This is a genomic window from Devosia yakushimensis (genome assembly GCF_030159855.1).
GTDB classification, from domain to species: domain Bacteria; phylum Pseudomonadota; class Alphaproteobacteria; order Rhizobiales; family Devosiaceae; genus Devosia; species Devosia yakushimensis.
Map to the genome: position 1 here is coordinate 271,094 of NZ_BSNG01000004.1, position 17,193 is coordinate 288,286.

24 protein-coding genes are annotated in these 17,193 nt (G+C 63.9%); 12 read left to right on the forward strand and 12 right to left on the reverse strand.

What is annotated here, in order from left to right; all coding sequences use genetic code 11:
• Positions 1-51: 51 nt before the first annotated feature.
• The 5 genes from QQL79_RS21905 (at position 52) to QQL79_RS21925 (ending at position 4,000) form a co-directional block, all read left to right on the forward strand.
• The gene (locus QQL79_RS21905; protein ID WP_284394421.1) at positions 52-729 is read left to right on the forward strand and encodes a glutathione S-transferase family protein; all 678 of its coding nucleotides are present in this window, start codon (positions 52-54) and stop codon (positions 727-729) included.
• A 109-nt stretch (positions 730-838) separates the two neighbouring features.
• On the forward strand, positions 839-1,978 hold the full coding sequence (gene queG / locus QQL79_RS21910; protein ID WP_370461286.1) for a tRNA epoxyqueuosine(34) reductase QueG: 1,140 nt from the start codon (positions 839-841) through the stop codon (positions 1,976-1,978).
• Entirely contained in the window at positions 1,978-2,850 is an 873-nt protein-coding gene (locus tag QQL79_RS21915; protein WP_284394424.1) for an SDR family oxidoreductase, read from the forward strand. The genes queG and QQL79_RS21915 overlap by 1 nt, the downstream gene beginning before the upstream one ends.
• Positions 2,847-3,500 (forward strand): GNAT family N-acetyltransferase, encoded by a 654-nt coding sequence (locus QQL79_RS21920; protein ID WP_284394427.1) that lies wholly within the window; start codon positions 2,847-2,849, stop codon positions 3,498-3,500. The genes QQL79_RS21915 and QQL79_RS21920 overlap by 4 nt, the downstream gene beginning before the upstream one ends.
• A complete protein-coding gene (locus QQL79_RS21925) occupies positions 3,497-4,000 on the forward strand; it encodes a DUF6886 family protein (protein WP_284394429.1) in 504 nt (167 codons plus the stop codon). Before QQL79_RS21920 ends, QQL79_RS21925 begins: the two co-directional genes overlap by 4 nt.
• Before the next feature lie 172 nt (positions 4,001-4,172).
• Here QQL79_RS21925 and QQL79_RS21930 read toward each other — a convergent pair whose 3' ends face one another.
• A complete protein-coding gene (locus tag QQL79_RS21930) occupies positions 4,173-4,949 on the reverse strand; it encodes an alpha/beta hydrolase (protein WP_284394431.1) in 777 nt (258 codons plus the stop codon).
• Positions 4,950-5,100: 151 nt separating this feature from the next.
• Between QQL79_RS21930 and infC the strand changes: the two genes are divergently transcribed.
• A complete protein-coding gene (gene infC / locus QQL79_RS21935; protein ID WP_284394516.1) occupies positions 5,101-5,637 on the forward strand; it encodes a translation initiation factor IF-3 in 537 nt (178 codons plus the stop codon).
• Between the two features lie 389 nt (positions 5,638-6,026).
• Here the strand turns inward: infC and QQL79_RS21940 are convergent, their stop codons facing one another.
• Positions 6,027-6,650: an NADPH-dependent F420 reductase gene (locus QQL79_RS21940; protein WP_284394432.1), complete on the reverse strand. Its 624-nt coding sequence runs from the start codon at positions 6,648-6,650 to the stop codon at positions 6,027-6,029.
• 105 nt (positions 6,651-6,755) lie between these two features.
• Here QQL79_RS21940 and QQL79_RS21945 point away from each other — a divergent pair, with 105 nt between their 5' ends.
• Positions 6,756-7,646, forward strand: a complete 891-nt coding sequence (locus QQL79_RS21945) for a LysR family transcriptional regulator (protein WP_284394434.1) — start codon at positions 6,756-6,758, stop codon at positions 7,644-7,646.
• A 9-nt stretch (positions 7,647-7,655) separates the two neighbouring features.
• Here QQL79_RS21945 and QQL79_RS21950 read toward each other — a convergent pair whose 3' ends face one another.
• The 4 genes from QQL79_RS21950 to QQL79_RS21965 are packed head-to-tail and all read right to left on the reverse strand — an operon-like array spanning position 7,656 to position 10,517.
• Entirely contained in the window at positions 7,656-8,549 is an 894-nt protein-coding gene (locus QQL79_RS21950; RefSeq protein ID WP_284394436.1) for a ribokinase, read from the reverse strand.
• 19 nt (positions 8,550-8,568) lie between these two features.
• The gene (locus tag QQL79_RS21955) at positions 8,569-9,087 is read right to left on the reverse strand and encodes a DUF1697 domain-containing protein (protein WP_284394438.1); all 519 of its coding nucleotides are present in this window, start codon (positions 9,085-9,087) and stop codon (positions 8,569-8,571) included.
• Positions 9,084-9,680, reverse strand: coding sequence for a YdeI/OmpD-associated family protein (locus QQL79_RS21960; protein ID WP_284394439.1), 597 nt, complete (start codon positions 9,678-9,680; stop codon positions 9,084-9,086). The genes QQL79_RS21955 and QQL79_RS21960 overlap by 4 nt, the downstream gene beginning before the upstream one ends.
• Positions 9,681-10,517: an arylamine N-acetyltransferase family protein gene (locus tag QQL79_RS21965; RefSeq protein WP_284394440.1), complete on the reverse strand. Its 837-nt coding sequence runs from the start codon at positions 10,515-10,517 to the stop codon at positions 9,681-9,683. It lies immediately after the preceding gene.
• 172 nt (positions 10,518-10,689) lie between these two features.
• Between QQL79_RS21965 and QQL79_RS21970 the strand changes: the two genes are divergently transcribed.
• Together QQL79_RS21970 and QQL79_RS21975 are read left to right on the forward strand one after the other, a co-directional pair.
• The gene (locus QQL79_RS21970) at positions 10,690-10,965 is read left to right on the forward strand and encodes a BrnT family toxin (protein ID WP_284394442.1); all 276 of its coding nucleotides are present in this window, start codon (positions 10,690-10,692) and stop codon (positions 10,963-10,965) included.
• Positions 10,946-11,197 carry a BrnA antitoxin family protein gene (locus QQL79_RS21975; protein ID WP_284394443.1) on the forward strand — a complete coding sequence of 84 codons (252 nt, stop codon included), beginning with the start codon at positions 10,946-10,948 and terminating at the stop codon, positions 11,195-11,197. Before QQL79_RS21970 ends, QQL79_RS21975 begins: the two co-directional genes overlap by 20 nt.
• 183 nt (positions 11,198-11,380) lie before the next feature.
• Here QQL79_RS21975 and QQL79_RS21980 read toward each other — a convergent pair whose 3' ends face one another.
• From QQL79_RS21980 to irrA, 4 genes are all read right to left on the reverse strand, one after another.
• On the reverse strand, positions 11,381-12,058 hold the full coding sequence (locus tag QQL79_RS21980) for a class I SAM-dependent methyltransferase (protein WP_284394444.1): 678 nt from the start codon (positions 12,056-12,058) through the stop codon (positions 11,381-11,383).
• 84 nt (positions 12,059-12,142) lie between these two features.
• Positions 12,143-12,493, reverse strand: coding sequence for a type II toxin-antitoxin system PemK/MazF family toxin (locus tag QQL79_RS21985; RefSeq protein WP_284394447.1), 351 nt, complete (start codon positions 12,491-12,493; stop codon positions 12,143-12,145).
• Positions 12,487-12,747 carry an AbrB/MazE/SpoVT family DNA-binding domain-containing protein gene (locus QQL79_RS21990; RefSeq protein ID WP_284394449.1) on the reverse strand — a complete coding sequence of 87 codons (261 nt, stop codon included), beginning with the start codon at positions 12,745-12,747 and terminating at the stop codon, positions 12,487-12,489. Before QQL79_RS21990 ends, QQL79_RS21985 begins: the two co-directional genes overlap by 7 nt.
• A 66-nt stretch (positions 12,748-12,813) precedes the next feature.
• On the reverse strand, positions 12,814-13,257 hold the full coding sequence (gene irrA / locus QQL79_RS21995) for an iron response transcriptional regulator IrrA (RefSeq protein WP_113121919.1): 444 nt from the start codon (positions 13,255-13,257) through the stop codon (positions 12,814-12,816).
• Between the two features lie 185 nt (positions 13,258-13,442).
• Between irrA and fabA the strand changes: the two genes are divergently transcribed.
• From fabA to QQL79_RS22010, 3 genes are all read left to right on the forward strand, one after another.
• Positions 13,443-13,967, forward strand: a complete 525-nt coding sequence (fabA, locus tag QQL79_RS22000; protein ID WP_284394453.1) for a 3-hydroxyacyl-[acyl-carrier-protein] dehydratase FabA — start codon at positions 13,443-13,445, stop codon at positions 13,965-13,967.
• Positions 13,968-14,072: 105 nt separating this feature from the next.
• The gene (gene fabB, locus QQL79_RS22005) at positions 14,073-15,299 is read left to right on the forward strand and encodes a beta-ketoacyl-ACP synthase I (RefSeq protein WP_284394454.1); all 1,227 of its coding nucleotides are present in this window, start codon (positions 14,073-14,075) and stop codon (positions 15,297-15,299) included.
• 81 nt (positions 15,300-15,380) lie between these two features.
• Positions 15,381-15,668 (forward strand): GIY-YIG nuclease family protein, encoded by a 288-nt coding sequence (locus QQL79_RS22010; RefSeq protein WP_284394455.1) that lies wholly within the window; start codon positions 15,381-15,383, stop codon positions 15,666-15,668.
• A 71-nt stretch (positions 15,669-15,739) separates the two neighbouring features.
• Here QQL79_RS22010 and QQL79_RS22015 read toward each other — a convergent pair whose 3' ends face one another.
• Positions 15,740-16,453 (reverse strand): HesA/MoeB/ThiF family protein, encoded by a 714-nt coding sequence (locus tag QQL79_RS22015; protein WP_284394456.1) that lies wholly within the window; start codon positions 16,451-16,453, stop codon positions 15,740-15,742.
• On the reverse strand, positions 16,450-17,169 hold the full coding sequence (locus tag QQL79_RS22020; RefSeq protein ID WP_284394458.1) for a DUF2259 domain-containing protein: 720 nt from the start codon (positions 17,167-17,169) through the stop codon (positions 16,450-16,452). Before QQL79_RS22020 ends, QQL79_RS22015 begins: the two co-directional genes overlap by 4 nt.
• Positions 17,170-17,193: the final 24 nt, after the last annotated feature.

Sequence of the window (17,193 nt, forward strand, 5' to 3'; positions counted from 1 at the left end):
GCCAAGCCGCAGCGGGATGTGGGCTCCAAAACAACAAGAGCGCAATTGCCCATGCCGACATTGCTCCACCATCCGCTGGACCCCTCTTCCCGCCTCATCCGCCTGATGTGCGCCGAATATGGGGTGCCGCTCGATATGGAGGAGATCAAGCCATGGCTGCGCACGCCCGAATTGCTCGAACTCAATCCGGCCGCCACGCTCCCCATCTTCATGGGCGAAGATGACATTGCGGTGATCGGCATCCTGGCCAATATCCACACCATCGAGGATCTCTATACCCCCGCCGTCGTGGCCGGCCTGATCCCGGCCGATCCGGGCCCCCGCGCCGAAATGTGGCGGCTCATTGAATGGGTTATCTTCAAGCTCAATGACGAAGTGACCCGCTATGTGCTCGAGGAAAAGATCGTCAAGCGCGACCAGCGCGGCGCCACGCCCGATCCGGCCGTGCTGCGCGTGGCCAAGGCCAATCTCAATGAGCATATGCTCTATTTCAACTGGCTCTTCGCCACCCGGTCCTGGCTGGCCGGCGACGCCATGACCCTGGCCGATTTCGCCCTCGCCGCCCATCTGTCGACGCTCGACTATCTGGGCGATATCGATTGGGGCAAGGCGGGGGAAACCCGCGACTGGTATTCCCGCATCAAATCCCGCCCCGCCTTCCGCACCCTGCTCAACGACCGTGTCGTCGCCATGCCGCCGCAACGGGGCTATGCCGATCTCGATTTCTAGACGGCCAACCGCCATGCCATTCCCGCCAAAGCGGGAACCTTCGTTTGCAGACGCCGGTCTAGCTCATTAAACAGGGGTTCCCGCTTTCGCGGGAATGACCCGGATGATGATGGCCGACGCAACGACACTGGCGAGCACCGAAAAACTCATCGCCGAGCTGCGCGCCCGGGCCGAGGCGCTGGGCTTTGACAGCTTTGGAATTGCCCCGGCCAGTGCCCGGCCCGATCTGCCCCAAAAGCTCAGGGCGGCGCTGGATGCCGGCTGGCATGGCGATATGGACTGGATGGAGGAGACGGCCGAGCGCCGCGCCAGCCCCAGCGAGCTCTGGCCTGAGGTGCGCTCCATCATCCTGCTCGGCATCAATTATGGCCCCGAGACCGATCCCCTCGCCATTCTGGACGAAAAGTCCCTCGGCTCCATCTCGGTCTATGCCCGCAATCGCGACTATCACGAGATCATCAAGGGCAAGCTGAAGGAACTGGCCGGGCTATTGGCCCGCCGCGCCGGGGCCGATGTGAAGGTCTTTGTCGATACCGCTCCAGTCATGGAAAAGCCGCTGGCCGAGGCGGCGGGCCTGGGCTGGCAGGGCAAGCATACGGTTCTGGTCAGTCGCGAATTTGGCTCCTGGCTGTTTCTGGGGGCTATTTTTACCTCGGCCGAGCTGCCCGGGGATAAACCGCATGCGGAAAGCTGCGGCTCCTGCACCAGATGCCTCGATATCTGCCCCACCAAGGCCTTTCCTGCCCCGTTCCAGCTCGATTCGCGGCGGTGCCTGGCCTATCTCAGCGTCGAGCATAAAGGCCCCATTCCGGTGGAGTTCCGAGTGCCCATGGGCAACCGCATCTATGGGTGCGACGATTGCCTGGCCGTCTGCCCCTGGAATAAATTTGCCAGTGTCAGCCGCGAGGCCCGGCTGCGGGCGCGGGAAGACCTGGAACGCCCGGCCTTGGCCGATCTCGCCCGGCTCGACGATGCCGGTTTCCGGGCGTTTTTTGCCGGCTCGCCGGTCAAGCGCATCGGCCATGGCCGGTTCCTGCGCAATGTGCTGATCGCTATCGGCAATTCGGGCGATCCCACGCTCCTGCCGCTGGCCCGGGCCCGGCTCGATGCCGACGATCCCCTGGTGCGCGGCGCCGCCATCTGGGCGCTCCGACGTCTCGACCCAGCCGGGGCCGAGCGCTTGCGGCTGGACTATTTGCCCGCCGAAAGCGACAAGAGCGTGCGCGAGGAATGGACCGGGGATATCTGATGCAGGCTTTCTTTTTCGGCCTTGGCTTTTCGTCAACATCGGCTGCGCGTTTCCTGGCCAAAGGTGAGCAGACTGTTAGCATTTCAGGCACATTCCGGTCGCGGGAAAAGGCCGATATGCGTCCGGCAGTGGCAACCCACATGCACCACTTCGACGGCACGGCGCCCGGGCCCACCCTAGGTCCCGACCTGCGGGCGGCCAGCCATGTCATCTTTTCCATCGCGCCCGGGCCGACAGGTGATCCGGCGCTGTTGCAGCACCGTGCCGATCTCGATGCGGCAAAAGAGCTGCAATGGCTCTGCTATTATTCCACGGTCGGCGTCTATGGGGATTTCGGCGGCGCCTGGATCGATGAAACTGCCCCGCTGGTGCCGCGCAATGAGCGCAGCGACCGGCGCGTGTTGGCCGAACAGGCCTGGCGCGATTATGCGGCGGAGCGCGGCGTGCCGCTGGTCATTCTGCGCCTGGCCGGCATTTACGGCCCTGGCCGTTCGGCCTTCGATAAGCTGCGCGACGGCACGGCCCATCGCATCGTCAAGCCCGGGCAGGTCTTCAACCGCATCCATGTCGCCGATATCGGCCGCATCACGGCGCTGGCGGCGCAACAACGCCTTGCCGGCACCTTTAACCTCGCCGATGACGAGCCGGCTCCGCCGCAGGACCTGGTGACCCATGCCGCCGATCTCCTCGGCATGGAACCGCCGCCGGCCCTGGATTTCGAGACGGCCGAGCTCACCCCGATGCAGAAGAGCTTTTACGCCGACAACAAGCGCGTCTCCAACGCCGCCATCAAGACGGCTTTGGGGATCGAGCTGCTCTATCCCAATTATCGCACCGGCCTTGCGGCCATTCTGGAGGCCGAGGAACCATGAGCGCACCCCAACCCGCCAAATCGGCGCCCCAGCGCATCGTGCTGGAGGGCCATTATATCAGGCTCGAGCCGCTCGATCGCCAGCATGCCGCCGATCTCCTTGCCGTTTCCACCATGCCGGGCGGCGCCGAGCGCTATCGCTGGCTGTTCAGCGAACCGCCGCAGACCCTGGCGGAACTGGAACAGCGGATCGCCGAGACCAATGCCGGTCCCGACCGCTATGTGGCGGTGATCGACAAGGCCAATGGCCGGGTCGAGGGCCAGCAGGGCTGGATGCGCATTTTCCCCGAACATGCCTCGATCGAAATCGGCGGGGTCTATTGGGGGCCCAGAATGGCCCGCACGCGGCTGGCGACCGAAGCGCTGTTTCTCTTTGCCCGGCACGCCTTCGACGATCTGGGCTATCGGCGCTTCGAATGGAAATGCAATACGCTCAACCTGCCCTCCAAGGCGGCCGCCGAGCGGTTCGGTTTCATCTATGAAGGTCAGTTCCGCAAGGACCGCATCTTCAAGGGCCAGAGCCGCGATACCGACTGGTATTCGATCGTCGATGACGAATGGCCGGCCCTGCGCGCCGAATATGAGCGCTGGCTGAGCCCGGACAATTTCGACGCCCAGGGCCAGCAGAAAACCAAGCTCAAGACACGATGAAGCTGTTTCACCTGAGCGAAAATCCGGCTATTGCCCATTTCGCGCCGCGCCCCTCGGACTATACGGCCAAGCCGGTGGTCTGGGCCATCGACGCGGCCAAGCGGCCCAATTATCTGCTGCCGCGCGATTGCCCCCGTGTCTGCTTCCGCGCCGGGTCCACCAGCTCGGCGGACCACCGGGCGCAGTTTCTCGGCACGGACCGGGCCGTGATCGCGGTGGAGGCGGCCTGGTGGGCGCGCATCCGGACCACGACGCTGTTCGACTATGCCATGCCGCCAGCCAGCTTTCGCCTGCAGGATGAAAGCGCCGGCTATTGGGTCGCCGAAGCCCCGGTCACCCCGCTCGGCATGGAAGAAATCCCCGACCTGCCCACCGCCATTGCCATGGAAGACGCCACCCTGCGCGTGCTGCCCTCGCTCTGGGCATTGCATGACGCGGTGGCGGCATCGAGCCTGGTGTTCTCGATGATCCGCATGCGCAATGCCGGGCCGAGGGGGTGAGGGGAGGCCGGGTGCTTCCGGCTTTTCCATCCACATCGCTTCCCTCGGACTTGATCCGAGGGCCACTCGCCGCTTGTGCCGGGTTGGAAATGGCCCTCGGGTCAAGCCCGAGGGAGGCGCCGGTGGGTGGGAAGCATGGAGCGCCGTGCAGGGATGTGGGGAAAACGAAACCCTAAACCGCCTCCACCAGCGCCATCACCGCCGCCTTGAGCCGCAGCAAATCCTCGTCCCGGCTCAATCGGTGGTCGCCGTCGGGGATGAGGGTCAGCGTCACCGGATCGTGCAGGATATGGGTGACGAGCCTTATGGCATGGGCCTGGGGCACGTCGGGGTCCTGTCCGCCCTGCAGGATCGTCACCGGGCAGCCGGTTTCGATCACGCTGCCAAACAGCAGGTGGCGTTCGCCATCCTCGATCAGCGCGCGGGTGATGCGATAGGGCGTGTCCGAATATTGGCTGGGCTGGTCGACATGGCCATTGTTCTGCAGGCTCTCATGCTCCTCCGGTGTAAAGCCGGGCAGCATCAATTCGCGCGTCATATCCACCGCCGGAGCGATCAGCACCAGGCCATGGGCGCGGGCGTCGCCGCGCCGGCGCAGGGCCTTGACCAGCAGCAGCGCGAGCCACCCGCCCATGGACGAGCCGACAATGATCTGCGGCCCATGGGTCCTGGCCAGGACCGCCTCGGCCTCTTCGAGCCAGCGGCTGATCGTGCCATCGTCGAACGCCCCGCCCGAGCGGCCATGGCCGGAATAGTCGAACCGCGTCACGGCAAAGCCGTTTTCGGCGCCCAGGCTGTCGAGCGCCATCGCCTTGGACCCCGCCATGTCAGAGCGGAAGCCGCCCAGCCAGAACAGGCCCGGGGCCGTGCCGGGGCGCTGTTCGACCGCGATATCGCGGCCCTGGGCGGCTGAACCAACGGGAAGGGAGAAGGCATTGATGGTAGACATGGGGCCGGCACTCTGCAATTGACGTCACTGGAGCGGTTCAAGGTGACAAACGGGCGCAATATAGCCCGGTTTGCCAGTTGACTTATGTCCCCGCTAACACGATTTTATGGCCGATTTCACCAAACGGCTTAACAACACAAGGATCCCCGCCATTCGCCGTCCCATGAGACCCGTCGCGCCCCAGAAAGATGGGCCGCTCTCCAACGAGGATATTGCCAGCCCCGACGTCCAGCTTATCGATGCCGAAGGCGAGAACCGCGGGATCGTCAAGACCCGTGAAGCGCTTGCCGAAGCCCAGGAGCAGGGCCTCGATCTCGTTCTGATCTCTCCCAACGCCAATCCGCCGGTCGCCAAGATGCTCGACCTCGGGCGCTTCAAATATGCCGCGCAGAAGAAAGCTGCCGAGGCCCGCAAGAAGCAGAAGGTGATCGAGGTCAAGGAAGTCCAGCTGCGTCCCAATATCGACACGCATGACTACGAGACCAAGATGAAGGCCGTGCAACGCTTTCTCGACGACGGCGACCGGGTCAAGGTGACCATGCGGTTCCGTGGCCGCGAAATGGCGCACCAGGAACTGGGCATGCAGCTGCTCGTCAAGGTCAAGGAGCAGATGGATGCCGTGGCCAAGGTCGAGAGCCAGCCACGCTCGGAAGGCCGCCAGATGGTCATGGTGCTGGCGCCCAAGTAAGCGCCACCCCAAGAAAATGCAAAAAGGCAGGTCCCACGGGGCCTGCCTTTTTTGTTTATTCCGCCATGCATCAACTAGCCACGATGTCATCCCGGCCCCCGGGACGCTTCGCGCCCGAGGACAGGCTCCGACCGGGATCCATACTGAAGGCTATCCAGGCATCGGATATGCGGAGCGGGCACAGCATGGATTCCGGCCTGCGCCGGAATGACCCGGTGGGTGGGGCGTGGTCATCACGCTCACTCCCACAATCGCCTTCCTCGGGCTTGACCCGAGGACCACTTGCCGCTTGTGCCATGTGGAGAATGGCCCTCGGGTCGAGCCCGAGGGAGGCGCGGTGGGTGTGGAAGCAGTTGGGAAGATGCGTGGCGCGAAAGGCTGAGCTGCCCTCAGCCCACCCGTACCCAACTCGGCGCGATCCCCGTGCCCAGGCCCTGGGCGAAACCCAGCCTTATATTGAGCATGCCGACTGGTTCGATCAGCCGGGCGGCGTCGAGTGTGCCGGATTTTTCGACGGCAAAGCCCGACAGCTTGACCAACTCTTCGACCTTGCCGATCGCCGCCTCGTCATTGCCGGCGAGAAACACCGGCACATCGGCAGTCTGGGCGGCGGGCAGGGCGAACAGGGCCGAAAAGATCGTGTTATAGGCCTTGACCACATAGGCCTGGGGCGCCGCCGCCTGCAATTGCTCGGCGGCCGATGTGTCAAAGCCGAAGGCCAGGCCCGAAAAATCCGGTTTGATCGGGTTGCTGATATCGACAAGGGTCTTGCCGGCCAAGGCCGGGGATTTGGCGAAGTCGAGCGCCGCCGCAAAGGGCAGGGCCAGCACCACGATATCGGCCCGGGCCGCGGCCTCTTCGGGGCTGGCGACCAGGGCCTCTCCGCCCAGCGTGGCGGCGAAGGCCGAGGCCTTGCCCTGGTCGCGTGCGCCCAGCACCAATTGGGTCTTGCCGGCCAGGCGGGTGGCCAGGCCCTTGCCCATATTGCCCAGCCCGATGATTGCGATGGTCATGTCGATATCTCCCGTAGAGGTCATTGCGATGCCAGACAAATAGGGCAGCGCCATTGCTTCGAGAATTGGCTGGAATGGGAGAACTTAATTGCATAATACTATCGAATGGCCGATTTCGTCGCCCTGCAAACCTTCATCGCGGCCGCCCGCACCGGCAGCTTTGCCGCGGCGGCCCGCCAGCTCGGCATTTCCCCCGCCATGGTCGGGCGCCGCATCCAGGCGCTGGAGGAACGCTATGCCAGCCGGCTGATCGAGCGCACCACGCGCAGCCAGCGCCTGACCGAGCTGGGCAGCCAGTTCCTGGCGCGGGCCGAGGCGGTGATCGCCGCTTCCGAGGAGCTGGACGAACTGGCCCAGCCCGAAAGCGCGCGCCTCTCCGGCCGCATCCGGCTCAGCGGGCCGACGACAATCGGCATCAAGCGCCTGCCCGCCATCATGGCGCGCTTCACCGCTGTCCATCCCGAGGTGGTGGTGGAAATGAGCCTCACCGATCGCCGCGTCGATCTGGTCGAGGAGGGCTATGACCTGGCCGTGCGCATCGGCGAGCTGCAGCCATCCACCATGATTGCCCGGCGCGTCGGCACCTATCGCTTCGTCTGCTGCGCCGCGCCCGAACATCTCGCGCGCTTCGGCGCACCCAACCATCCTGACGAGCTGGCGCGCCGCAATTGCGTACTCAATCTCAACCTCATCCCGCGCAACCGCTGGCCCTTCCTCAAACCCGACGGCACCCCCTTCACGGTGGCGGTGCAGGGCAATATCGAGATCGACAATGGCGAGGCCCAGCGTGCCGCCGCCCTGGCCGGGGCCGGCATTATCTGCTCGCCGCTCGATCTGGTGGCCGACGATCTCGCCAGTGGCGCGCTGGTGCAGGTTTTGGCCGACTGGGCCCTGCCGACAAGGCCCATCTATACCATCCACCCCAGCCGGCGCCTGGTACCGCGCCGGGTCACGGCTCTTATCGAGGCCGTGGCCGAGGGGCTGAAGGATAGCTGAGGGGAAAGCCTAATCCAGCGCCGCCGCGACATCCCTGGCATAGGGAATGGCCGGCTGCGCGCCGGGATTGAGGCAGGCCAGGCTAGCCGCCACCGCGGCGCGGCGCATGGCGGCCTCAAGGTCGAGCCCGCTATCGAGCCCTGCGGCGAGATAGCCGCAGAACGTGTCGCCGGCCCCCACCGTATCGACCGGCTTGACCTTCATGGCGGGCACCGAGATCACCCCCGTCCGCGTCGCCGCCTTGGCGCCATCGGGACCCAAAGTCACGATCACCGTCTGGTCATGGGCGGTCGACCATTCCAGCATGGCCGCATCGAGCTCTTCGATGCCGGTGCCGCTGAGCAGGCCGAATTCGGTCTCGTTGGCGACCAGGATCGCTGCCTTGGGCGCGATGGATTTGGTATCCTCGAGAAAGGGCGCGGTATTGAGAATGGAAATGACCCCCTGCGCCCGCGCCAGGTCCAGCGCGCGCTCGGTCGCGGCTTGCGGGATTTCCTGCTGCAGCATGAGCACCGCGCCCTCACCCAGCCCGGCCAGGGCCTTGTCGGCATCGTCCGGCGTCAGCGTGCCATTGGCTCCGGGCAGCACGGCAATGACATTTTCGCCATGGCCATCGACGAAGATCATGGCAATGCCGGTGGGGCCGCTGGAAATCTTGAGACTAGTGAGATCGACGCCATCGGCCTTGAGCAGTTCGAGCGCCAGATCGGCAAAGGCATCGGCGCCCACCGCCGAAAAGTGCCGGACCTCGGCCCCGGCCCGCCGCGCCGCCAGGGCCTGATTGGCGCCCTTGCCGCCCGCCGCCATCGAAAAGGTGCCGCCCGCCACGGTCTCGCCCGGCTTGGGCAAGCGGCTGACAGTGCCGACCTGATCGAGATTGGTCGAGCCGAAAACGGTGATCATGTGGGGCCTCCCTGACGCGTCATGCGGCGGCTTTTAGCACGGTATTGAAATTGCGCGAGGTCCAGAGGCGCTTCGTGCCGAAATGTTTGCCGATCCTATCCATGCCCAGCCCGAACCGGCCATTGGGCAGGCGATGGGCCAGCATGAACACTTCCCGCTCGGTTATTTCCACCACCTCGAAATCCCCCGCAATAGCGCAGGGCATGGGCAGGGTACGGGCATCGGGCTCGGCAAGGAAAGTGACATAGAGCTTGGTATCGGCATCCTCGCTCCGCCCCTTGAACGGATCGCGCGCCACCAGCGCCCGCATCTCCTCCTGCGTGCGCAGCACGGTGCCGATCGCAAAGCCGAAATGCTGCTCCAGCGCGGCCTCGATTCCACCGCGTTCCGGCGCCCCGTCGAACAGCACATTGCCGCTGGCCAAAAGGGTTTTGACATTGGCAAAGCCCATGGCTTGGAAGGCTGCGACCAGTTCGGCCGATTTGACCTGCCTTTTGCCCAGATTGACGCCGCGCAGCAGCGCCACATGGCGGCTCACCGCTTGCCCTTTTGCGGATAGATGGTCTCGCCCCGCTCCAGCATGGCGACGAAATCGGCGATTCTTTTGGCGCGCCCGGCCGGGGTCTTCATATTGTGGGTGCGAAAGATCAGCGCGAACCGGTTCTGCGCGGTCAGCGTTTGGTAGACCTCATGGGCAAGGGGGCTGGCCTCGATGGCGGCCAAAAGCTCGGCAGGCGGCTCCATGTTCATCGCATAGGCCGCATCCCACCGCCCATCGGCCTTGGCCTTGTCGACCTGGGCCAGCCCATGCGCGGTCATTTTCCCGGCCTCGATCATCCGGGCGACATTGTCGCGATTGATCTGGCTCCAGGTGCTGCGGCCCCGGCGCGGGCAATAGCGCTGCACGAAGGAAATATCGTCCCAGCTCTTGCGGATGCCGTCGATCCAGCCCCAGCACAATACCACCTCGATCGCCTCGACCGAGCTGATGGTGGGCCTTCCGCTGGCCTTCTTGAAAATGCGGATCCACACTTCCTCGGCGCTGGCATGGTTGGCCCCAAGCCAGTCGTAAAAGGCGTCGAAATCGGCAAATTCCCGGACCCGTTCCGGGTCGACGATGACCGGGGGCATCTAGACCTCGGCCACGCCGGCATCGGCCAGGATGACTTCGAGCTTGGGGTCCAGCAATTCGGCCGCCGGCAGCCCGATGCCGAATGTGCCGCTCAGCACCTCGCGCAATTCGGCGACGCTGGTCAGCAGCCTTTGCTCGGGCTCGCCTTCCAGCGGTTCGATGGTGAGGCGATTGTTAAGCAGCTTGATGCGCTGCCCCTTGGGCGAAAGCGCCACACGCAATTGCTTGGTGAAAGGAGAGGCCGGATCGCCCGAAATCACCGCATTGATCGGCTCGTAAGCGGCGTCGCCCCATTCCTCGGTGGTAAAGCTATAGAGCACCCGCCAGTCGTCCCCCAGCTTGACCTCAAGCCGCCATTCGGGGTCGCCTCCGGTGAAGCGATAGGTCTCGTGCGGGGTCTGCTGCTCCACATCGGCACGCAGTCGCAGCGGCGCGGTCAGCGTCAACCCGCCAAAGCCAACATCGGCAATATAGGTGGCCCCGCTGATATCGACCGCCACCAGCATATGGTCGGGCCGCTCCTTGACGGCCTCGGGATCGCTCCACAGCACGGTGGCGGCCAGCCCGCGGACGGAATAGTCGAGCTCGGCCAGCATGCGCTTGAGCAGCATATTATGCTCGAAGCAATAGCCGCCCCGCTTTTCCCCGAGCAGCTTTTTTTCAAGACTCTGCTGGTCCAGCGCCACGGGCAGGCCGAGCAGGGGGCTGAGATTTTCAAACGGGATCGCCGCGGGGTGCAATTCATGCAGCAATTCGAGTGTGGCCAGACTCGGGGCGATCGATCCGGCAAATCCGATTCGCTCGAAATAGGCGTTTAGATTGACCTTTTGGCTCATCGGCCACCCTTGAGGCTGTTTCCGTCGCAAGCGCAATATGGGCGATCCACCACCGCTTTGTCACCGTCCCCCTAAAGGCTTTCCCGATGTGGCGGTGACGTGGATAGTGCCAGCAGGCCATCACGACAAGAGTGCCCGGCCTTGATTGTAACTACAAGAGTAGATACATTGTATGCCATATGAATGGGATAGCGCCAAGAACCGCGCCAACCGGCTCAAACATGGGATCAGCTTTGAAGAAGCACAGCTGATTTTTACCGGACCGGTCTTTTCCTGGGTCGATATGCGTTTCGACTATGGCGAGGTGAGGACGGTGAGCATCGGCTTGATCCGTGAAGTTGTGGCGGTGACCGTGGTGCATACCGACCGCAATGGCACGACCCGCATCATTTCTGCGCGGCTTGCCAATCAGCGTGAAAGGGCAATCTATGACGACCATCTCCGATAAACGCCTTGCCGAGCTGGCCAACCGCAAGGACGAGCAGATCGACTATAGCGATATCCCCGAACTGGACGATGCGTTTTGGGCCAATGCCCGTCTGGTCGAGCCGGACGGCACGCAACAGATCACGCTCCGCGTCAAGAAATCGGTCCTTGAGGCCTATAAGGCTACCGGCAAGGGCTACCAGACCCGCATGAATGCCGTGCTGGAATCCTATGCCAAGACGCTGAGGAAGTAGGCCGGCCGAGCCCCTAGCGCCACCCACCCACGATCGCTTCCCTCGGGCTTGACCCGAGGGCCTTTCCCAGTCCGGCACACGCGGCGAACGACCCTCGGATCAAGCCCGAGGGAGGCGGCGGTGGTGTGCGAGGATTTTGCGGCTCGGTGGAGCATCCGGCTTACTGAACGTCGACCGTGCGGCTCAATCGGCGTAGGCGATCCAGCCCTTGAAGCTCAAGCCGGCGTAAAAGAGGCTGACATGGGTAAAGCCTGCTTCCTGCAACATGGCTTCCTCCTCCTCCGGCGAGAGGATCGATAGCCGCGTGCCGATGGCTTGGCGGGCGCTGGCCAATTGGGCGGGATCGGCGCCATCGGCGGCCGAGAAGGCGACATGGCGGGCGATCCAGTGCGAGCGTTCGGGTTCGGTCTGGGGAAAGCTGATATGGGCCAGCACCAGCGGCGCGCCCGGCTTGAGGCGCCGGCGCAGTTCGCTCAGCGTTGCAAGGCGCTGGTCGCGGGCGATGAAATGAAAGGTCAAAAGGCTCGTCGCCGCGTCGAACGGGCATTCCGGCGCATCCCCGGCATAGCCGTGATGCAGCCTGATGCGCGCGCCATGGGCGGCGCTGGTTTCCCGCGCCAGGTCCAGCATATCGGCCGATGGGTCCACCCCGTCGAACGACCATCCTGGATGCGCCTCGGCCAGCGCCTGAAGCTCCAGCCCGCCCCCGGCCCCCAGCACCAGCACACGGCCATCGGCCGGCACTGTCTCGGCCAGCAGCAGCGAGATCATGCGATGCAGGCTCCCATAGCCCGGCACCTGCCGCGGCGGGCCCTTGGCATAGCTGCTGCTGGCATGCCCATCGAAGGGGTTCGGTTTCATGGGCTCGATCCATTCCAGATTAAATGTAACTTACAATGTTACATGAATGGTTCGGGCGTCAAGCCGGCCGCCTTCCGGCGCTGCCTATTCGAAAATCGCTGCCAGCCGGGCCAGGACATCCTCGATAATGTCTGCCGGCACCGCTTCACCGGTCTTGCTGGCATTTCGCGCGACCAGATCGACCGCTTTGACCTGATCGAGTTGAATGATCCCCGTAACCGAGGTTCCCGCTCCTGAAAGGCTGACATAGGTGCCACCGGCCCGCGATGCATTGCCCACGGTGGTAATCGGAGCGACATAAGGCAGGTGGGTCGCGTTATAATCACGCGTGGTGAGGATCAAGACATAGTGTTTGCCGGTCTGCTCGCGGCCAGCCGAAGGGCGCAGATCGAGATGATAAATCTCCCCACGCTCGGCAATCTGCTTTCTTACCAAGTCTCGCGCCCCACGGGCGGAGCATCCAGCCAGTCCCTGTCGGCCTCCGCCAAGGCGTCGATACCGGCGGCCTTTTCCTCGGCCAGCAATTGCTGCAGGGAATATTTGGGCCTGGAGGGCTTGGCCACCAGAGCACCGTCCTCAACTGAAATGTCGAAGACCGCGCCGATCTTGACGCTCATGGTCTCGAGCAATTCGGGCGGAATGGCCAGCATGGCCGAGCCGCCGACCTTGCGCAGCTTTGCAGCAGTCATCACAACCTCGTAAGTTATACCACAATATAACTTACAACGCCGCTGGAAACAAGGCAGCCGAAAATCCTACTGCGCCTTGCGGACCCGGATCACCACGTCGACATGGCTCACCTTCATGCCCTTGGGGGCATCGGGCAGGGCGGCGAATTCGACCGAGCTGGCCGGAATGTCGATCATGCGCTGCTCGTCTTCCACGTAGAAGTGATGGTGGTCGGACGTGTCGGTATCGAAATAGGAGCGCGAGGCATCCACCGCCACTTCACGCAGGAGCCCGGCTTCATGGAACTGGTGCAGCGTATTGTAGATGGTGGCCAGCGAAACATTGACGCGCGACTGGCTCGCCTCGTCATGCAATTGCTCGGCGCTGACATGGCGATGGGGGCCGCCGAACAGCAATTCGGCCAGCGCCACGCGCTGCCGGGTCGGACGGAGACCGGCCATGCGCAACACGGCGGTGAGGCACGGTTTGCGCGAGGGAACTGACCGGGCGGTCTGGGTACGATCTGACATTGGGTCCTTTTACTTCATCAAAGGGCCGGAAACCTAAGCTCCTTATAGCTATCGCGGGTTTTTCACACAAGCGTCACAGGTGCCGCAGGCCCCATGCTGCGGCCACAAGCGGTGCGGTGGCACTATTGACCCTCTGAGCCGCCCCCTATACGAGACGAGCTTCAAGGTTAACCGGGGGACTTTTAATGGCCGATCGGCAGAACGCATTTGGGTATGAAGAGCTTTTGGCCCATGGCCGTGGCGAACTGCCTGGCCAGATGGATGCCCGTCTGCCGGCCCCACCCATGCTGATGTTCGACCGCATCACCCAGATCGAGGCCGAAGGCGGCGCCTATGGCAAGGGCTTTGTCGTTGCCGAACTCGACCTCAAGCCGGACCTCTGGTTTTTCAATTGCCATTTCATCGGCGACCCCGTGATGCCCGGATGCCTGGGGCTGGACGCACTTTGGCAGATGACCGGTTTCTTTCTGGGCTGGTCCGGCTCGCCCGGCCGCGGCCGCGCACTGGGCGGGGAAATCAAGTTCACCGGCCAGGCGACGGTGGACAAGAAGCTGCTGGAATATCGCATCGACATCAAGCGCCAGATGCGTTCGCCCTTGCCCTTCGGCATCGCTACAGGCACCGTAAAGGCCGATGGCGAAGTCATTTATATCGCCGAGAACCTCAGGGTGGGCCTCATTCCTATCGCAGAGGGCGGAAAAAGCGCCTGACAGGGGTGCAATGACACGAAATTGTACGAAGTTAATGGTCGTACAAGACAATAAGAGACGCCCGCGCCAAGGGCGCGCCCTGAATTTCGACGGAGCGAGGTTGCAATGAGACGAGTTGTCGTCACCGGCATGGGTATCATTTCCTCGATCGGCAATAGCCTGGACGAGGTTACCGCCAGCCTCAAGGCGGCCAGGCCCGGCATTGTCTTTGCCCAGGATCAGGCCGAGCTGGGTTTCCGCAGCCACGTCAAGGGCGATCCGCGCCTCGACCCCTTCGAGCTGCTCGATCGCCGCGTCACCCGCTTCATGGGCCAGGGCGCGGCCTGGAACTACCTGGCCATGCAGCAGGCCATTGCCGATGCGGGGCTCGAGCAAAGCGATATTTCCAACCCCATGACCGGCATTGTCATGGGCTCGGGCGGCTCCTCCACCCGCACCATTGTCGAAGCGGCCGATATCACCCGCAAGAATACCAGCCCCAAGCGCATCGGGCCGCTGGCCGTGCCCAAGGCCATGGGCTCGACCGCCTCGGCGACGCTCGCCACTGCCTTCGGCATCAAGGGCGTCAACTATTCCATCACCGCCGCCTGCGCCACCTCCAAGCATTGCATCGGCAATGGCATGGAGCAGATCATGCTGGGCAAGCAGGACATCGTCTTTGCCGGCGGCCACGAAGATCTCGACTGGACGCTGACCGACCTGTTCGACGCCATGGGCGCGCTGAGCTCGGATTTCAACGCCACCCCCGAGCGGGCCTCGCGCTGCTACGACGCGGCGCGCGATGGCTTTGTCATCTCGGGCGGCGCGGGCGTGCTGGTGCTCGAGGAATATGAGCATGCCAAGGCGCGCGGCGCCAAGATCTGGGCCGAACTGGTGGGCTATGGCGCCACCTCCGACGGCCTCGACATGGTGGCCCCATCCGGGGAAGGCGCGGTGCGCTGCATGCAGATGGCATTGAAAAATGTCGGCCCCAAAGTCGACTATATCAATCCCCACGCCACCTCGACCCCGGTGGGCGACGTCAAGGAAATCGAGGCCATCCGCGCCGTCTTCGGCGATGCCGGCAAATGCCCGCCCATCTCGGCCACCAAGTCGCTGACCGGCCACAGCCAGGGCGCCACGGGTGTCCATGAATCGATCTATTCGATCCTGATGATGAAGCACCGCTTCATCGCCGCCAGCGCCAATATCGAAACGCTCGATCCGGCCTTCGAAGACATGCCCATCCTGCGCCAGCGCCGGGACGATGTGGACCTGGGCGTGGTCCTCTCCAATTCCTTCGGCTTCGGCGGCACCAATGCTGCTCTGGTGTTCAAGCATATTGATGCGTGAGGGATTTCGTCCCTAACTCTCCTCCCCACAATCGCCTCCCGCGGACTTGATCCGCGGGTCTTTCTTCGCCCATGCTGATGTATGGCTTGGGTCTATATTCTCACGAACAGGAAATTCGGGACGCTCTATATTGGCGCCACGACAAATCTTGTGCAGCGCATCTGGCAGCACAGAAACGAGGTCGTTCCGAGCTTTACCAAGCGGTACCACCTGCATCGGCTGGTTTATTTTGAGGAGCACCAGACCATTTATCGCGCCATGCAGCGCGAACGCACCATGAAGCATTGGAAGGCGGAGTGGAAGGTGGCCCTGATCGAAGAGGCCAATCCCGAATGGGATGATCTCTATTGGGGAATAGCTGCCGGTTAAGCGGCGCCCGATAGAGACCCGCGGATCAAGTCCGCGGGAGGCGGCGGTGAGGAGGGGACCTTGTGGCCCCCTCAATACGAAAACTCGGCAAACCGCGCATCCTTGCCGTCATAGGTCAGCACCCGGCCGACCAGGGGGGTGCCGATGCCGGTGATGAGCTTGATGGCTTCCATGGCCATCAGCGTGCCGATTACCCCGGTGAGTGGGCCCAATATGCCGGTGGCCTCGCAGCTTGGCAGGTCGGCGTCGTCGGCGTCTTCGGGGTAAAGCGCGGCAAAGCCCGGGCCGCCCGGCGCGAATACCGTGACCTGGCCGTCAAACATCGAGACCGCGCCTGAGACCAAGGGCTTGCCCAGCCGCTCTGCGGCGCCGGCCACGATGCGGCGGGTGGCAAGATTGTCCGTGCCGTCCAGCACCAGATCATAGGCGCCCACCAGGCGCTCCACATTGCTCGCGTCGAGCCGCTCGGCATGGGGCACCACGCCCACATGCGGGTTGAGCGCCCCGGCAAATCCGGCAGCGCTGGCGACCTTGCCCACGCCGATCCCGGCTGTGGTGTGGATCACCTGCCGCTGCAGGTTGGACAGCGAAACCGTATCGTGATCGACAATGCCCAGCGCGCCGACACCCGCGCCCGCGAGATAGGCGATGACGGGGCTGCCCAGGCCCCCCGCGCCCACCACCAGCACGCGGGCGCGTTGCAAGGCCTGCTGGCCGGCGCCGCCCATGCCCTTGAGCACCAGGTGCCGGGCATAGCGGCGGCTTTCTTCGAGCGAGAAACTCATTTTTCGCCCAGCGGCACGGCGATGAAGCGCCGGTCGGGTCCCTCAAAACCCCCCGGATAGACCGCGATAATGGCGACGGCCTCCTCGATCGCCTGCGCCCAGAGGGGCTGCACCACGCCATAGAGCCGGTATTCCTGGGCGCAGCCGCGCGATTCGGGAATGGCGGTCTCGTCATGGAGCACGCGCTCGTCCAGTGACAGCATGAAACCCAGGGGCGGCATGCCGAACCAGTCGGCGCAGGGCAGGGGCGAGGTGGCGACGTGGCTGGCCAGGGTCAACATATGATCGCCCCGCGGCTCGTCGCGCCCGAAGCCGGGCAGGCCGAACCGGAACTGGCCCGGATTGGTGCCCAGCGCGCCATCGCCATTGAGCGCCAGCACCTCCACCGGCATCTCGATCTCAAGCCGGTCGAGCACGGGCTGGGCCTGTTTGCGCGCCCGCGCCCTGACCTCATTGAGGCCGATATTTTCATTGTCCACCCGGATGCGGACCGGCGTGCCCCGGACCCATTTATCGGCCGCCATGTCGATCACATAGAGATCGGCATAGGCAAAGCCCGACCCATCCTGAATGCCGAATTCCTCGAAGGCGAAATAGGCGCCGTTCCCGGAAAAGCCGATGAAATTGACGCCGGCCCGGTCCCCGGCCCAGGCGGGTTGGGCCAGGACCATGAGGGCCAGCAGGCCAATGGCGATTTTGACGGTTTTCGACAGCATGCAATTGCTCCAATCGGGGCGGCA

What these genes read in the sequence shown, in the direction of transcription:
- QQL79_RS21905 (WP_284394421.1), top strand. Translation starts at nt 52, where the DNA reads ATGCCGACATTGCTCCACCATCCGCTGGACCCCTCTTCCCGCCTCATC.
- queG (WP_370461286.1), top strand. Translation starts at nt 839, where the DNA reads ATGGCCGACGCAACGACACTGGCGAGCACCGAAAAACTCATCGCCGAG.
- QQL79_RS21915 (WP_284394424.1), top strand. Translation starts at nt 1,978, where the DNA reads ATGCAGGCTTTCTTTTTCGGCCTTGGCTTTTCGTCAACATCGGCTGCG.
- QQL79_RS21920 (WP_284394427.1), top strand. Translation starts at nt 2,847, where the DNA reads ATGAGCGCACCCCAACCCGCCAAATCGGCGCCCCAGCGCATCGTGCTG.
- QQL79_RS21925 (WP_284394429.1), top strand. Translation starts at nt 3,497, where the DNA reads ATGAAGCTGTTTCACCTGAGCGAAAATCCGGCTATTGCCCATTTCGCG.
- QQL79_RS21930 (WP_284394431.1), bottom strand. Translation starts at nt 4,949, where the DNA reads ATGTCTACCATCAATGCCTTCTCCCTTCCCGTTGGTTCAGCCGCCCAG.
- QQL79_RS21940 (WP_284394432.1), bottom strand. Translation starts at nt 6,650, where the DNA reads ATGACCATCGCAATCATCGGGCTGGGCAATATGGGCAAGGGCCTGGCC.
- QQL79_RS21945 (WP_284394434.1), top strand. Translation starts at nt 6,756, where the DNA reads ATGGCCGATTTCGTCGCCCTGCAAACCTTCATCGCGGCCGCCCGCACC.
- QQL79_RS21950 (WP_284394436.1), bottom strand. Translation starts at nt 8,549, where the DNA reads ATGATCACCGTTTTCGGCTCGACCAATCTCGATCAGGTCGGCACTGTC.
- QQL79_RS21960 (WP_284394439.1), bottom strand. Translation starts at nt 9,680, where the DNA reads ATGCCCCCGGTCATCGTCGACCCGGAACGGGTCCGGGAATTTGCCGAT.
- QQL79_RS21965 (WP_284394440.1), bottom strand. Translation starts at nt 10,517, where the DNA reads ATGAGCCAAAAGGTCAATCTAAACGCCTATTTCGAGCGAATCGGATTT.
- QQL79_RS21970 (WP_284394442.1), top strand. Translation starts at nt 10,690, where the DNA reads ATGCCATATGAATGGGATAGCGCCAAGAACCGCGCCAACCGGCTCAAA.
- QQL79_RS21975 (WP_284394443.1), top strand. Translation starts at nt 10,946, where the DNA reads ATGACGACCATCTCCGATAAACGCCTTGCCGAGCTGGCCAACCGCAAG.
- QQL79_RS21980 (WP_284394444.1), bottom strand. Translation starts at nt 12,058, where the DNA reads ATGAAACCGAACCCCTTCGATGGGCATGCCAGCAGCAGCTATGCCAAG.
- QQL79_RS21990 (WP_284394449.1), bottom strand. Translation starts at nt 12,747, where the DNA reads ATGACTGCTGCAAAGCTGCGCAAGGTCGGCGGCTCGGCCATGCTGGCC.
- irrA (WP_113121919.1), bottom strand. Translation starts at nt 13,257, where the DNA reads ATGTCAGATCGTACCCAGACCGCCCGGTCAGTTCCCTCGCGCAAACCG.
- fabA (WP_284394453.1), top strand. Translation starts at nt 13,443, where the DNA reads ATGGCCGATCGGCAGAACGCATTTGGGTATGAAGAGCTTTTGGCCCAT.
- fabB (WP_284394454.1), top strand. Translation starts at nt 14,073, where the DNA reads ATGAGACGAGTTGTCGTCACCGGCATGGGTATCATTTCCTCGATCGGC.
- QQL79_RS22010 (WP_284394455.1), top strand. Translation starts at nt 15,381, where the DNA reads ATGGCTTGGGTCTATATTCTCACGAACAGGAAATTCGGGACGCTCTAT.
- QQL79_RS22015 (WP_284394456.1), bottom strand. Translation starts at nt 16,453, where the DNA reads ATGAGTTTCTCGCTCGAAGAAAGCCGCCGCTATGCCCGGCACCTGGTG.
- QQL79_RS22020 (WP_284394458.1), bottom strand. Translation starts at nt 17,169, where the DNA reads ATGCTGTCGAAAACCGTCAAAATCGCCATTGGCCTGCTGGCCCTCATG.